This window comes from Micromonospora tarapacensis (assembly GCF_019697375.1).
Taxonomy (GTDB): domain Bacteria; phylum Actinomycetota; class Actinomycetes; order Mycobacteriales; family Micromonosporaceae; genus Micromonospora; species Micromonospora tarapacensis.
Window position 1 is genome coordinate 2,984,351 of sequence record NZ_JAHCDI010000004.1, and the last position, 14,091, is coordinate 2,998,441.

The 14,091-nt window shown below is 71.7% G+C and carries 12 protein-coding genes and 2 pseudogenes; 8 read left to right on the forward strand and 6 right to left on the reverse strand.

The genetic code is table 11. From position 1 onward, the window contains the following. Positions 1–74: 74 nt before the first annotated feature. A complete protein-coding gene (locus KIF24_RS19555) occupies positions 75–2,684 on the forward strand; it encodes a glycoside hydrolase family 9 protein (RefSeq protein ID WP_221085284.1) in 2,610 nt (869 codons plus the stop codon). A 121-nt stretch (positions 2,685–2,805) separates the two neighbouring features. On the opposite strand, the gene KIF24_RS19560 is transcribed toward KIF24_RS19555, so the two are convergent. After that, positions 2,806–3,495 (reverse strand): hypothetical protein, encoded by a 690-nt coding sequence (locus tag KIF24_RS19560; RefSeq protein ID WP_221085285.1) that lies wholly within the window; start codon positions 3,493–3,495, stop codon positions 2,806–2,808. Positions 3,496–3,572: 77 nt separating this feature from the next. On the opposite strand from KIF24_RS19560, the gene KIF24_RS19565 reads away from it, so the two are divergent. Then, complete coding sequence (locus tag KIF24_RS19565) at positions 3,573–4,982, forward strand: helix-turn-helix domain-containing protein (protein ID WP_221085286.1); 1,410 nt, start codon at positions 3,573–3,575, stop codon at positions 4,980–4,982. Continuing rightward, entirely contained in the window at positions 4,979–5,521 is a 543-nt protein-coding gene (locus tag KIF24_RS19570; protein WP_221085287.1) for a GNAT family N-acetyltransferase, read from the forward strand. The genes KIF24_RS19565 and KIF24_RS19570 overlap by 4 nt, the downstream gene beginning before the upstream one ends. A 41-nt stretch (positions 5,522–5,562) precedes the next feature. Here the strand turns inward: KIF24_RS19570 and KIF24_RS19575 are convergent, their stop codons facing one another. From KIF24_RS19575 to KIF24_RS19585, 3 genes are read right to left on the reverse strand one after another with little or no spacing between them, the layout of a single operon-like run. Next, positions 5,563–6,528 (reverse strand): TIGR03885 family FMN-dependent LLM class oxidoreductase, encoded by a 966-nt coding sequence (locus KIF24_RS19575; RefSeq protein WP_221085288.1) that lies wholly within the window; start codon positions 6,526–6,528, stop codon positions 5,563–5,565. A 43-nt stretch (positions 6,529–6,571) separates the two neighbouring features. Beyond that, entirely contained in the window at positions 6,572–7,984 is a 1,413-nt protein-coding gene (locus KIF24_RS19580; RefSeq protein ID WP_221085289.1) for an NADP-dependent succinic semialdehyde dehydrogenase, read from the reverse strand. A gap of 14 nt (positions 7,985–7,998) precedes the next feature. Continuing rightward, the gene (locus KIF24_RS19585) at positions 7,999–8,262 is read right to left on the reverse strand and encodes a DUF6343 family protein (RefSeq protein WP_221085290.1); all 264 of its coding nucleotides are present in this window, start codon (positions 8,260–8,262) and stop codon (positions 7,999–8,001) included. A 137-nt stretch (positions 8,263–8,399) separates the two neighbouring features. Between KIF24_RS19585 and KIF24_RS19590 the strand changes: the two genes are divergently transcribed. The 4 genes and pseudogenes from KIF24_RS19590 to KIF24_RS19605 all read left to right on the forward strand — a co-directional run bounded on the left by KIF24_RS19590 (position 8,400) and on the right by KIF24_RS19605 (position 11,876). Beyond that, positions 8,400–9,011, forward strand: a complete 612-nt coding sequence (locus KIF24_RS19590) for an antibiotic biosynthesis monooxygenase (protein ID WP_221085291.1) — start codon at positions 8,400–8,402, stop codon at positions 9,009–9,011. Positions 9,012–9,053: 42 nt separating this feature from the next. Next, positions 9,054–9,904, forward strand: a pseudogene (locus KIF24_RS19595) (GDSL-type esterase/lipase family protein). A gap of 160 nt (positions 9,905–10,064) precedes the next feature. Beyond that, the gene (locus KIF24_RS19600) at positions 10,065–10,982 is read left to right on the forward strand and encodes a proteasome assembly chaperone family protein (protein WP_221085292.1); all 918 of its coding nucleotides are present in this window, start codon (positions 10,065–10,067) and stop codon (positions 10,980–10,982) included. 96 nt (positions 10,983–11,078) lie between these two features. Further along, the gene (locus KIF24_RS19605; protein ID WP_221085293.1) at positions 11,079–11,876 is read left to right on the forward strand and encodes an exodeoxyribonuclease III; all 798 of its coding nucleotides are present in this window, start codon (positions 11,079–11,081) and stop codon (positions 11,874–11,876) included. Positions 11,877–11,944: 68 nt separating this feature from the next. Here KIF24_RS19605 and KIF24_RS19610 read toward each other — a convergent pair. Together KIF24_RS19610 and KIF24_RS19615 are read right to left on the reverse strand one after the other, a co-directional pair. Next, positions 11,945–12,618 (reverse strand): annotated as a pseudogene (locus KIF24_RS19610) (class F sortase). Between the two features lie 7 nt (positions 12,619–12,625). Continuing rightward, positions 12,626–13,201, reverse strand: a complete 576-nt coding sequence (locus tag KIF24_RS19615; protein WP_221085294.1) for a hypothetical protein — start codon at positions 13,199–13,201, stop codon at positions 12,626–12,628. Positions 13,202–13,343: 142 nt separating this feature from the next. Between KIF24_RS19615 and trmB the strand changes: the two genes are divergently transcribed. Next, entirely contained in the window at positions 13,344–14,051 is a 708-nt protein-coding gene (trmB, locus tag KIF24_RS19620) for a tRNA (guanosine(46)-N7)-methyltransferase TrmB (RefSeq protein ID WP_407939935.1), read from the forward strand. Positions 14,052–14,091: the final 40 nt, after the last annotated feature.

Genomic DNA, 14,091 nt, shown 5'->3' on the forward strand with positions numbered 1-14,091 from the left:
GATATCTGGGAGCGCTCCCAGCCTCAACACCCCCACCTCGCATGTTCCGTCCCGCTCGTCGGAAGGAATTTCCCGTGACGCCATCCCGACGTCGTCTCGCGGTGCTCGCCGCAGCGACCGCCGTGGCGCTGGTCGGCGTTAGTGCCGGCACCGCTTTCGCCGATCCACCCGCCGACGCACCCGAACAGATCCGCAACGGTGACTTCAGCGACGGCTCGTCGCCCTGGTTCTCCTATGGCACCAACACGCTCGGCGTGGTCGACGGCCAGCTCTGCGCCACCGTGGCCGCTGGCCTGGCCAACCCCTGGGACGCCGGCATCGGCCACGACGCGGTGCCGCTGATCGCCGGTGCCGAGTACACCCTCGGCTTCGACGTCACCTCCACCCCCGGTGGCCCGGTGGCCGCCGTGCTGCAACTCGGCAGCGAGCCCTACACCGGTTACTACTCGGTCACCGCCGCCGCGACCCCGACCCAGCAGCGCGTCGAGCGCACCTTCGTCGCCCCGACCGACGACAGCCGCGCCCAGCTGATCTTCCAGATCGGCGGCAGCGCCGAGGCGCGGACCGTCTGCCTGGACAACGTCTCGCTGCGCGGCGGCAACCCGCCCGAGCCGTACGTGCCGGACACCGGCCCCCGGGTCCGGGTGAACCAGGTCGGTTACCTGCCCGGCGGGCCGAAGCACGCCACGGTGGTCACCGAGGCCACCGAGGCGCTGCCCTGGGAGCTGCACTCCGCCTCCGGAGCCGTGCTGGCCAGCGGCACCACCACGCCGCGCGGGGTCGACGAGGCGTCGGCGCAGAACGTGCACTCGGTGAACTTCTCGTCGTACCGCACCCCGGGGCAGGGGCTGACGCTGGCCGTGGACGGCGAGGTCAGTCACCCGTTCGACATCTCCGGCACGCTCTACGACCAGCTCCGGTCCGACGCCCTGCAGTTCTTCTACATCCAGCGCAGCGGTATCGAGATCGACGGTGATCTGGTCGGCGAGGAGTACGCCCGCCCCGCCGGTCACCTGGGCGTCGCCCCGAACCAGGGCGACACCGACGTGCCCTGTGCCGCCGGGGCCTGCGACTACCGGCTGGACGTGCGCGGCGGCTGGTACGACGCGGGCGACCACGGCAAGTACGTGGTCAACGGCGGTATCGCCACCTACCAGCTGTTGAGCACCTTCGAGCGGACCAAGAACGCCGCCACGGCCGGCTTCGGTGCCGACCTCGGCGACGGGACGCTGCGGCTGCCCGAGCGGGACAACGGGGTGCCGGACATCCTCGACGAGGCCCGCTGGGAGCTGGAGTTCCTGCTGCGGATGCAGGTGCCGGCCGGCGAGCCGCTGGCCGGGATGGCCCACCACAAGATCCACGACCGGAACTGGACCGGCCTGCCGATGCAGCCCGAGGACGACCCGGAGCCGCGTGAGCTGCACCCGCCGTCCACCGCCGCCACTTTGAACCTGGCCGCCGTCGCCGCCCAGTGCGCCCGGCTGTTCGCTCCGTACGACACGGAGTTCGCGCAGCGCTGCGGCAGTGCGGCGAAGACCGCGTACGCGGCGGCCAAGGCGAACCCGGCCCGGTACGCCCCCGCCACCGGCAACGGCGGTGGCCCGTACGACGACACAAACGTCACCGACGAGTTCTACTGGGCGGCCGCCGAGCTGTACCTGACCACCGGCGAGGGCACCTACCTGACCGATCTGACCGCCTCGCCGCACCACACCGGTGACGTCTTCGACCCCCGTGGCTTCGGCTGGCAGAGCGTGGCCACGCTGGGCCGCCTCGACCTGGCCACCGTGCCGAACGGGCTGCCGGCCGCCGAGCGGACCCGGATCCGCGAGTCGGTCATCACCGCCGCCGACAGGTACCTCGCCGAGATCGGCCGGCAGGCGTACGGGCTGCCCATGCCCGGCGACCCGAACAGCTACTTCTGGGGCGGCAACGGCGCCATCATCAACAACGCCGTCGTGCTGGCCACCGCGTTCGACCTGACCGGAGCGGCGAAGTACCGCGACGGCGCGGTGCAGACGATGGACTACATCCTCGGCCGAAACGCGCTGAACATCTCGTACGTCACCGGGTGGGGCGAGCACGCGGCGGAGAACCAGCACAGCCGGATCTTCGGCTTCCAGCTCGACCCGAGCATGCCGAAGCCGCCCGCCGGCTCGATCGCCGGCGGACCGAACGCCGCCCTCCAGGACCCGTTCGTGGAGCAGCTGCTCGACGGCTGCGCGCCGATGTTCTGCTTCGTCGACGACATCGCCTCGTACTCGACAAACGAGGTAGCGATCAACTGGAACTCGGCACTGGCCTGGATCGCCTCGTTCCTGGCCGACCAGGGCGATGCCGGCGCGGTGCCGGCGCCCACCTGCACGGTGTCGTACACCAACTACGGCTCGTGGCAGGGCGGCACCGGCTTCACCGCCCAGGTGGACATCCGCAACACCGGCACCGCGCCGGTGAACGGCTGGACCGCCCGGTTCGCCTTCACCGGTGACGCCAAGGTGCGCGAGGCGTGGATGGCGAACGTGACGCAGTCCGGGGCCACGGTGACCGCGAAGAACGAGTCGTACAACTCGCGGATCAACCCGGGTGGCTCGGTGATGTTCGGTTTCAACGCCACCACCAGCGGCGGCGCCACTCCGTCGCCTCACCTGATCACGGTCAACGGCGGCGCCTGCACCGCCTCGTGATCCCCGGGTGGGGCGCCGTCGGCGACCGGCGCCCCACCCGGCCTCCACGTCCGCACCCGACGGCGAGCGACGCCGCCGGCCCGCTGCCGTGCGGTCAAGGGCCGGGTGATCCGTAGATCGATCAGTTGTGGCTCCGCGGTGGCGTCAATGTGCCGGATGCGCGTAGCGCGGCGATGCGGTCGCGGAGCTGGCTGCCGCTCATGCGCTTGGCCGCTGCGGCTTGCGGTGTCTCGCTCGCGGCTCCGTACTGCCACCAGGCTTGACCGGTGGTGCGGTCGGTGACGACGAAACGCTCCTTGGCGGCGGGGCCACGCACGATCAGGGTGACGGTTTCGCCGTGCGCGGTCACCGAGTGGATCATGCTGTGGTGCAGTGTGTAGGTGTCGCCGGGCTCCTCGGTGCGGATCATGCGGGGGGTCAGCGCCGATACGTCGATCTGGTCGGTGAAGTCGTGGTCGGTGCCGTAGAGGGTGTGGGTGTAGGAGCCGGTCAGGATGCGGCTGGTGTAGGTCCAGCGGTGGTTGTGGGGCCGATCGTAGTAGCCGTTGAGGAAGACGTGCAGGCGCAGCCGCCATCCGGTGGGGTCGTCGTGGAGGACGAGCTTGTCGAGGATGTCGTAGTGCTCGCACAGGTTGGCTAGGCGGGCGTCGTCTGGGATCCGTTGCGTGAGGTCGGCCAGGATCGCCCGATCGGCCGCCAACCGGTCGAGGAGCTGTGTGGCGGCAACGTTGACAGAGAGAAGATCGTCCCAGTCCAGCGCGGACAGTGGGCTGAACATCTCGGTGTAGGTGCTCGGGGCAGCGGTGGTCACGGCAGGTGCTCCTTGATGGGGTCGGTGCGTTGATGGGGCATGTGCCGGACGGCGGCATGGTCACGGGGAGGATTCGCGTGTCCGAGGACGACCGCCGCTGCCAGGACTGCGGCACACCGCTGAGCCGCTACAACACCGCACCGCAATGCGCTCCGTGCACCTCAAGCCGCCGTGAAGTGCCCGCGCTGACGATGCAGGTGCCTCCGCAGGTGTGGTTCACCGCGGACATGCGTCGGGCGTTGAGCCAGTGGAACTGGCAGACCGTGCTGACCGCCGTGGCCAACGAGACCGGCGCGTCACAGACGCAGTTCGCCGAGCTGACCGGCCTGTCCCAGGCGCACATCTCCCGGCTGATGAGCGGCACGAGTAGATGCTTCGACATCCGCACCATCAGCCAGATCGTGGACGGTCTCGGCGCGCCGCGCCTGCTCGCCGGGCTCGCTCCCGTCCCGGCTTGGTCTGGGGATAACCTGGGCACGCAGGGAGACGAGGAGGCCGAGCCGATGAAGCGCCGCACGCTGGTCAGCGCCTCGCTGGCCGCGCCGTTCGCGGCCGTACTCGGCGAGGTCCAGACCTACGTCGCCGCCGACGGGGCACGCCAGATCCGACTCATGGTGCCCGAGCTGTACACCCTCGACGATCAGATCGGCGGCGAGGCCGTCTGCCAGGCCGCCCAGTGGTGCCTGAGCAAGGTCGACAGCCTGCTCAACCAGGCCGACTACAACGAGCCGACCGGCCGCGAACTCCAATCCGCGTACGGCGAGATGGCTGAGATGGCCGGCTGGCTCCACTTCGACGCCGGCCGCTACGAAGAAGCCAGGTTCTACTACGGCGAAGCGCTTCGCGCCGCTCAACTCGCCGACGACCTCAACCTGGAAGTCCTCACCCTCGCGAGCATGAACACGCTGTCGCGCTACCAGGGACGCCCCCGCGAGGCCATCCAGCTCATCCAGCTCGCGCAACGCCGAGCCGCCGGCTGGGCACCGCCGCGCCTGGCCGCCCTGCTTGCGGCGCGCGAGGCCGTCTGCTGGGCACAACTCGGCGACGCCGCCGCCTCACGCAACGCGATGCACCGCGCCTACCACGTCTTCCACCCCGACATCGGCGAGGAAGACCCGCACTGGCTCGCCTTCTTCGACACCGCGGAACTCGCCGCCCGCCGCGCCACCGCCAGCGGCTACCTCGGCCGACCCGAACAGGCCGCCACCGCCATGCAGGCGGCCGTCGACGGCCTGGGAGCCAAGTTCCAGCGCAACCGCGCCTACTACAGCGTCCGCCTCGGCCTGTCGCTGCTGGCTGAAGGGGACCAGACCCGCGCCTGTCACATCGTGGCCCCAGTGCTCCCACTGTTCAAAGACGTCCGCTCCGGCCGGGCAAACGCCCGGCTGCGCGAGTTCTGCCACCAGCTCCAAACATCCACCGCGCCAGCCGCCCGTGATCTTCTTGGACAGGTCCACACCCTCCAGATCACCGGGCAGCCTGCGTGACCAGCCAACCTCACATCCGCCGCCTCGACGCGACCGACCTGCCACGCCATCGGCCGCACTTCATAGACCTCTACCGGGAGGTCTACGCCGAACCGCCGTACCTGGAAACCGACGAACACGTCACCGCATACGTGCAACGGTTCGCCGAGGAGTCGTCCCAGCCCGGCTTCGCCCTCGTCACCGCGGAGACCGACACCGAAGTGATCGGTTACGCCTACGGACACGCCTTCTCCGCCGACGAATGGTGGCCAGACACCGACCACGAACCCGTCGAGACCAGGGGACGCACCAAGTTCGCCGTCATCGAACTCGCCGTACGCAAGCCACATCGTGGCCGGGGAATCGGCGCACAGCTCATGGCGGCCCTGCTCGACCGACGGCCAGAACACCTGGCAACACTGTGCTCAAACCCCGCCGCGCCAGCTCGCCACATCTACCAACACTGGGGCTGGCAACCCGTCGCCACCGCCTATCCAACCGGCTTCCCACCGATGGACGTACTCGTCCTTCAGCTTCAAGAAGCAGCAAACCCGGCCTGACGGACCTGGACCGCTGGCCTCCGTGCACCGGCGGTCGACGGTCAGCCGGCGCGGCGCAGTTTCGGCAGGACCCGGTCGCCGAAGGCGTCAAGGAACGCCCGCTGCTCCTGCCCGACGTGGTGCAGGGCGATCTGGTCGAAGCCGAGATCGACGTACTCCTCCAGCCAACCCACGTGCCGGCCCAGGTCGGCGGAGATGTTGACCACCTCGGCGAGCCGGGTCATCGGCACCTCGGCGGAGACCGCGTCGAAGTGCTCGGGCGTGGTCAGGTCCCAGCAGACCGGCGGCGCGAAGACGTTGCTGCGCCACTGGTCGTACGCGATCGCCTCGGCCTCGGCCTGCGCCGGCGCCCAGCTGAGGTGCACCTGCAGGTGCACCGGCCCGCGCCCGCCGGCTTCCCGATAGGCGTCGATCATGCGGCGTAGGTGTTCCATCGGCGCGTTGACCGTGATCAGCCCGTCCGCCCACTCGGCGCACCAGCGGGCCGTGGCGACGCTGACCGCCGCACCGACCAGCGCCGGCGGCTGCTCCGGGCGGCTCCAGAGCCTGGCCCGGTCGACCCGGACCAGGCCGTCGTGGCTGACCTCCTCGCCGGCCAACAGGGCGCGGATGATCTGGACACACTCGCGCAGCCGGGCGTTGCGGACGTCCTTGTTCGGCCAGGCCTCGCCGGTGATGTGCTCGTTGGCGGCCTCGCCGGAGCCCAGCGCCGCCCAGAAGCGGCCCGGGTACATCGCGCCCAGGGTGCCGATGGCCTGCGCGATGATCGCCGGGTGGTAGCGCTGCCCGGGCGCGTTGACCACGCCGAACGACAGCCCGGTGGCCTCCAGCGCCGACCCGAGCCAGGACCAGGCGAACCCGGAGTGGCCCTGACGCTCGCTCCACGGCGCGAAGTGGTCCGAGCACATGGCGGCGTCGAAGCCGACGCTCTCGGCGTGGATCACCGCCGCCAGCAGCTCACGCGGGTGGATCTGCTCGTGGGAAGCGTGGAAACCGATCGCCGTCATGCCCCGGTTCCCTACCCACTCCGGCGTCGCCCCAAGCGGCGGGCTACTCGGCGTGCGCGCCCGCGCCGGCCGTGGCCGCGCCCGCGCCCACCCAGACGGTCTTGACGTTGCAGAACTCGTGCATGCCCTGGGCCGACAGCTCACGCCCGTAGCCGGACTTCTTCACCCCACCGAAGGGCAGCTCGGGATAGGACGTGGTCATGCCGTTGATGAAGACGGACCCCGCCTCCAGGTCGCGGGCGAATCGTTCCTGCTCCTGCGGATCCCGGGTCCACGCGTTCGAGCCGAGCCCGAAGGCGGTGCCGTTGGCCAACTCGATCGCCTCGTCGTACGACGACACCCGGTACAGGCCGGCGACCGGCCCGAACACCTCCTCGGCCCACATCCGCATTCCCGGGTCCAGGTCCGTCACCACGGTCGGCGGGTAGAACCAGCCTTCGCCGGCGGGTTTCTCGCCGCCACAGAGCACGGTGGCTCCCTTGTCGATCGCGTCGCGGACCTGCCCGTCGACCTCGTCGCGGCCCCGCTCGCTGGCCAGCGGGCCGACGTCGGTGTCGTCGTCCATCGGGTCACCCACCCGCAGCGCCGACATCCGATGCGCGAACGCCTCGGCGAAGGCGTCGAAGACGTCGGTGTGCACGATGAAGCGCTTGGCCGCGATGCAGGACTGGCCGTTGTTCTGGCAGCGGGCGGTGGTGGCCACCTCGGCGGCCAGATCCACGTCGGCCGAGGGCATCACCACGAACGGATCGCTGCCGCCCAGTTCCAGCACGGTCCTCTTGAGTTCCCGGCCGGCGATCTGGGCGATCGACCGACCGGCGACCTCGCTGCCGGTCAGGGTGGCGGCCCGCACCCGGGGGTCGCGCAGGATCCGGTCCACCGCGTCGGAGCCGACCAGCAGGGTGGTGAAGGCCCCCTCGGGGAAACCGGCGCGGCGGAACACGTCCTCCAGCAGCAGCGCGGTCTGCGGCACGTTGGAGGCGTGCTTGAGCAGCCCGGTGTTGCCCGCCATCAGTGCCGGCGCCGCGAACCGCATGACCTGCCAGAGCGGGAAGTTCCACGGCATCACCGCCAGCACCGGCCCGATCGGTTGGTAACGCACGAATGCCCGGGTGGCGGAGACCGCCTCGGCGTCGGCGGGTTCGTCGGCGAGAAACTCGGCGGCGTGCCCGGCGTAGAAGCGGCAGGCGGCGGCGCACTTGGTGACCTCGGCCTTCGACGCGGCGAAGGTCTTGCCCATCTCGGTGGTCATCAGCCGGGCGATCTCGTCCCGCTCCGCCTCCAGCAGGTCGGCCGCCGCGCGCAGCCATCGCCCACGCTGCTCGATCGTGGTGCCGCGCAGCTGCCGGTAGGCCAGTTCGGTGCGTTCGATCGCCCCGTCGATCTGCTCGTCGGACATCGCCTCGTACGTCTTGAGCACCTGACCGGTCACGGGGTTGGTGGTGGCGATGGTCATCAGGACTACTCCCGTCACTCGAAGAGCGAGTGCCGCGCGCCGGGTTCCTCCCGGCGGCGAGCGGCACGGCGACGTTGGATGACGACCAGGTCGACGACGGCGACCACCGCGAAGACGGCACAGACGCCGCCCAACCAGGCCAGGTCGGCGCGGAACGCCAGCACCGCAAAAACGATCATCGTCACCAGCCCGAAGCTCGCCAGCACGAGCCGCAGGTTCAGCGCGCTGTAGGCGTGACCGACCGTGCCGCGGGCACGCCGGGGCTGTGATCTCGTCATCACCCCCACCTACCCGGCACCGCCACAGCTAACCGTCGTGGGCGCCCCCCACCTGTGCCCGGCACCGGTGGTGGGTTGCGTTACACCGACCGGCCGTGCGGCTGCCCATCGGCCGACCGGCGGGGAACATGGCAGGCATGACCGTCAGCCCTGCCGCCCCGGTGACCGTCGCCGTGGCCCGACGCACCGATCCCGCCCGCACCGACGAGATGGTGGCGTGGATGCGGGCCGGCACCGCGCTGGCCGAGGCGTTTCCGGGCTTCCTCGGCGCGGGGTGGGTGCGCAGCGCGCCGGGGTCCGGCGAGTGGCACATGCTCTACCGTTTCGCCGATCAGGACATGCTGCGCCGGTGGGAGGAGTCGCCGCAGCGGCGCTGGTGGCTGACCTCGGCGCAGGGCATCGTCGAGCACACCCGGGTCGAGCGCCGGACCGGCGTGGAGGGCTGGTTCGACCCGCCGCGTGCGGAGGTCGTCGAGCGGCTCGACGCGGCGCCGACCGTGCCGCCGTCGCCCCCGCGCTGGAAACAGGCGGTGACGATCTGGCTGGCGTTCTTTCCGCTCAGCCTCACCGCCACCGTGCTGACCGGTCAGCTCCTGCCGGGCCTGCCGACCGCGGCGCGGGTGCTGGTCATGACGCTCACCCTGACCCCGTTGATGACGTACCTGGTGCTGCCCCGGATCACCCGGGCACTGCACTGGTGGCTGCACGGGCAGCGGGCACCCTGGCGCACACCACGCCGGTCAGCGTAGAGTCACCGTGCTGTCGCTCTGCGCTGTGAGGCTGGGGAATTCATGCCTGGACGCTGGACCACCGCGGTCGTCAGCCTGCTCGCCCTCGTCGCGTTGGCCTGCGACGCCGGCGGGGAGGCGGCGCCCCGACCCTCGGGGCGACCCCACCGCCCGGCTCGCCGAAGGTCGTCGCGGCCCTCGGCGACTCGATCACCAGCGGGTTCGGGTCCTGCCTGGTCCTGACCTCCTGCGAGCGCAATTCCTGGTCGACGGGGGGCGGGCTGCGGGTCGACAGCCACTACCGCCGGCTGCTCGACCGCAACCCGGGGCTGCGCGGCAAGGCACACAACCATGCCCGCCCGGGGGCCCGTGCCGCGGCCCTCGCCGGCCAGGCGGAGGCGGCGGTACGCGACCGCGCCGACTACGTGACCGTCCTGATCGGGGCCAACGACGCCTGTCGGGGCACCGTCGACGCGATGACGCCGGTGGCGGAGTTCCGGGCCGAGGTGGATCGCGGCCTGCGGGTGCTGCGCAAGGGCCGCCCGAAGGCCCGGGTCCTGGTCGTCAGCATCCCGAACCTCTACCGGCTCTGGGAGGTCGGCCACAAGGAACCGCGGGCGGTGCGGGCCTGGCGACATGGCATCTGCCCGGCTCTGCTGGCCGAGGCGACCTCGACAGCGCCGGCCGACCGGGCCCGCCGGGCGGCGTTCCGGGAACGGATCGTCGCCTACAACAGCCAACTGGCGGCGGCCTGCCGGGCGTACGGCTCCCGGTGCCGCTACGACGGCGGCGCGACCCACCGGATCCGGTTCGACCTGGATCTGGTCAACCAGCTGGACCACTTCCACCCCAACACGGCCGGCCAGTCCCGCCTCGCCGACGCGACCTGGCGGTCGTCCGGCTACGCCGACTGACCGCCCGGCTCCTCGGGGCGGCAAACGCCGTACCGCACCGGCCGACGGCGGGCCGGGCGATCCGGCACGGCAGGAATGCAGCAGGATGGCGGGTACGTTCTGGCGATCGGGGCGTCGTCAACCCGACGACCCGTTACGCACCTGCAGGGAGGCCGCACCGGTGCTCGACCCACACGAGCTCTACGAACTCACCGACGATCTGTCCGACCTCGGTCAACCGGTCCTGATCCAGGCGCTCACCGGTTTCGTCGATGCCGGCAATGCCGGCCGGCTGGCCCGCGAACAACTGCTCACATCGCTGGAGTCCCGCCCGATCGCCCGATTCGACCTGGATCAGATCTTCGACTACCGCTCCCGCCGCCCGGTGATGACCTTCGTCGAGGACCACTGGGAGAGCTACGACGCGCCGGAGCTGGAGCTGCACCTGCTCCACGACGACGACGAGACCCCCTTCCTGCTGCTCACCGGGCCGGAACCCGATCTGCAGTGGCAGCGGTTCACGGCCGCCGTCGCCGGGCTCGCGGCCCGGTTGGACGTGCGGCTCACCGTCGGGCTCAACGCGATCCCGATGGCGGTGCCGCACACCCGCCCGACCGGGGTGACCGCGCACGCCACCCGGCGTGAGCTGATCGCCGGTTACGAGCCGTGGCTGCAACGGGTCCAGGTCCCCGGCAGCGTGGGCCACCTGCTGGAGTTCCGCCTCGGGGAGCAGGGCCGGGACGCGCTCGGCTTCGCCGCGCACGTGCCGCACTACGTGGCGCAGGCCGAGTATCCGGCCGCCGCCGAGGTGCTGCTGGCCTCCGTGTCCCGCAGCACCGGCCTGCTGCTGCCCCGCGACGGGCTGCGCTCGGCCGCCGAGGTGGTCCGGGTGGAGATCGACCGGCAGGTCGCCCAGAGCGACGAGGCCACCGCCCTGGTCCAGGCCCTGGAGGAGCAGTACGACGCGTACGCCCGCGGGCGCGGCGAGAAGAACCTGCTCGCCGCGGAGAGCGGCCCGCTGCCCACCGCGGAGGAACTCGGCGCCGAGCTCGAACGATTCCTGGCCGAACAGACCCGACCGAACGACAGTCAGCCGTAGGGAAGGCCGCTTGCCGGTGCCGGGGGCAGGTGCCCGGTGGCACCTGCCACGCGAGCCGGCCGCGCGGGTTGGCCGGGGATGCGGCAGGCTGGCACCATGCGCCTGGCGACCTGGAACGTGAACTCGGTGAAGGCCCGCCTGCCCCGGCTGCTCCAGTGGCTGGCGGGCACCGGGCCGGACGTGGTCTGCCTGCAGGAGACCAAGTGTCCGGACGGCGCCTTCCCGGTCGCCGAGGTGGGCGAATTGGGTTACACGGTGGCCAGTCACAGCGACGGCCGGTGGAACGGGGTCGCCGTGCTGTCCCGGGTCGGCCTGGCCGACGTGACGGTCGGGTTTCCCGGCGAGCCCGGGTTCCCGGAGCCGGAGGCCCGGGCGATCGCGGCCACCTGCGGTGGGCTGCGGGTCTGGTCGGTGTACGTACCGAACGGCCGGACGCCCGACGACCCGCACTACGCCTACAAGTTGGCCTGGCTGGCGGCGCTGCGGGACGCGCTGGACGCCGAGCTGACCGCCCGCCCGGCACTCGCGGTCTGCGGCGACTTCAACGTGGCACCCACCGACGACGACGTGTGGGATCCGGCGCTGTTCGTGACCTCCACCCACGTGACCCCGGCCGAGCGGGCCGCCCTGGCGGCGCTGCGCGACCTCGGCCTCGCCGACGTCGTGCCCACCCCGATGAAGGGGCCGCATCCGTACACCTACTGGGACTACCGGGCCGGGATGTTCCACCAGAACAAGGGCATGCGCATCGACCTGGTGTACGCGTCGGCGCCGGTGACCCGCGCGGTCCGCTCGGCGTACGTGGATCGGGAGGCCCGCAAGGGCAAGGGCCCGTCGGACCACGCCCCGATCGTGGTCGACGTCGACCTGGTCCCCACCGTCGAACCCCTCTGACTGCCAGCACCGCCTAGGGTGAGGCCATGGCAGTCGTCCAGCAGGTCCCCTGACCTCTTCCCGGTGCGTCAGGGAACGCGGGTGGTGGTGAGGGTGGCGAAGGCGATCACGTTGTCGGCGTAGCCGGTCCCGCCGCCGACCCACTGGCCGCCGCAGGTGATCAGCCGCAGGCTGGCCGGCCCGTCGTGGCCGTACACCCGCTCCGCCGGCAGCTGGTCCTTCGGGAAATGCTCCACCGAGTTCACCGTGAAGACGACCACCGAACCGTCCTCGCGGGTCACCTCGACGGTGTCGCCGACACGCAGTCTGCCCAGGTCGTAGAAGACCGAGGGGCCGCTCTTGGTGTCCACGTGCCCGACGATGACGGCCGGACCGGGCTCGCCGGGGACAGGGCCGCGGTCGTACCAGCCGGTCTCCTCGTGCCGGCTCAGCGGCGGCACGGCGATCGAGCCGTCCGGTGCGTCGCCGACCGGCTTCACCGGGGCGGAGACGTCGATCGACGGCACGGACAGGCTCACCGGCCGGGCGACCGTGGCGGCGGCGGGCACCCCGGCGACGGTTGCCCGCCACCGACGGCCGCCCACTCCAGCGGGCCGCCGGCGGTGCGGCCCAGCCCTGCCCCGGTGGCGAAGACACCGGCCAGCACCAACACCGCGGCGACCGGAAGCGACCAGGGGCTGCGACCGGACCGGGCCGGGCGGGCCCCGGCGCCGCCGGGTCGGGGTGCGCGTGCGGCGGTCATGGCGGCGTCACCGGCGGGTGCCGCGGCGGCGGGACGCCGCGACCCAGAGGACCATGCCGGTGACGGTCAGTGCCAGCCCGCCGGGGAGCAGCAGGCTGGTGACACCGCCACCGCCGCCGAATCCGGTCGCCGGCCCCCGGCTGGGATTCGGCGGCTGATGGCTGGGCTTCAGCTGGCGTACCACCTGGACCATGGTGGATGCCGTCTCGCCGCCCCGGCACTCCAGCTTGACCCGGTAGTTGCCGGGCAGCACCCGCTCCTTCACCATGGCCGTCCCGGTCAGCAACCCGCGCTGCGGCTGCACGGCGACCCGACCGAACGCGTCCGAGACGACGGTGGCACCTACCGAGTTGTCCGGACAACTCGCCCTGAGCCCGACCAGATGTCCCGGTTCCACCATGCTCGGCGAGACCTCCACGAACACGCTCGGGCCCGGCTGCGGCGCGGACCGCGACAGCGGTGCCGCCACCGCCGGCGCGGCCGGTAGCAGCGGAGTGGCCAGCGCGACGGCGAGCAGCGGGGCGACGGCGAGCAGCGGCGCGGCGAACGAGGCGGCCGACGGCGCCGGACGTGTACGGGTCACTGACACGATGCCCCCTCCCGGCGCGCCGGAGCAGTCGCCGGGCGCCGCCGGACACCCGGACCTGTCCACACCGATGATGGTCTCACCACCGGTCGTACCTCACATCCGAGCCGGCGCGGTGCTCGCGTAGGCTCGATTCGCCGTGACCTCCACCGACCCGATCCCCGCCGTCGCCGCGCCACAGCCGGCGCGGGCGATCCGTACCTTCCACCCGCGGCGCGGCCGGATGAGCGGCCGGCAGGTGGCGGCGTTGGAGCGACTGTGGCCGGTGTACGGCCTGCGCGTCGCCGACGCCGCCCCGTTCGATCCCGCCGGCCTGTTCGGCCGCCGGGCTCCGCTGGTGGTCGAGATCGGATCCGGTATGGGTGACGCGACCGTCGAGATGGCCGCCGCCGACCCGGATCGAGACTATCTGGCGGTCGAGGTGCACACTCCCGGAATCGCGAACCTGTTGGACCTGCTCCACCGGCGTGACCTGGCCAATGTCCGGATCGCCGAAGGCGACGCGTTGGATCTGATCGATCTGCTGCCGGCCGACTCACTGGACGCCGTACACGCCTTCTTTCCGGACCCGTGGCCGAAGTCGCGGCACCACAAGCGGCGGCTGATCCAACCGGCCCACGTCGCCCGGCTGCGCTCCCGGCTGGCCGTCGGCGGCACGCTGCACTGCGCCACCGACTGGGCGGAGTACGCCGCGTCGATGCGGGCGACCCTGGACGCCGACCCAGGCCTGACCAACCCGTACGACGGCTACGCGCCCCGGCCCGCCCACCGGCCGGTGACCCGGTTCGAACGGCGGGCGCTGGCCGCGGGACGCCCGATCGCCGACCTGATCTACCGCCGCCGGTAGCGGCGGGCGCGGGCCCGGTTGGCGCCGGGGGACGGAAGCC

Excerpts from the sequence above, each read along its gene's own strand:
- KIF24_RS19575 (WP_221085288.1), bottom strand. The coding sequence starts at position 6,528 with ATGACGGCGATCGGTTTCCACGCTTCCCACGAGCAGATCCACCCGCGT.
- KIF24_RS19580 (WP_221085289.1), bottom strand. The coding sequence starts at position 7,984 with ATGACCATCGCCACCACCAACCCCGTGACCGGTCAGGTGCTCAAGACG.
- KIF24_RS19585 (WP_221085290.1), bottom strand. The coding sequence starts at position 8,262 with ATGACGAGATCACAGCCCCGGCGTGCCCGCGGCACGGTCGGTCACGCC.
- KIF24_RS19590 (WP_221085291.1), top strand. The coding sequence starts at position 8,400 with ATGACCGTCAGCCCTGCCGCCCCGGTGACCGTCGCCGTGGCCCGACGC.
- KIF24_RS19605 (WP_221085293.1), top strand. The coding sequence starts at position 11,079 with ATGCGCCTGGCGACCTGGAACGTGAACTCGGTGAAGGCCCGCCTGCCC.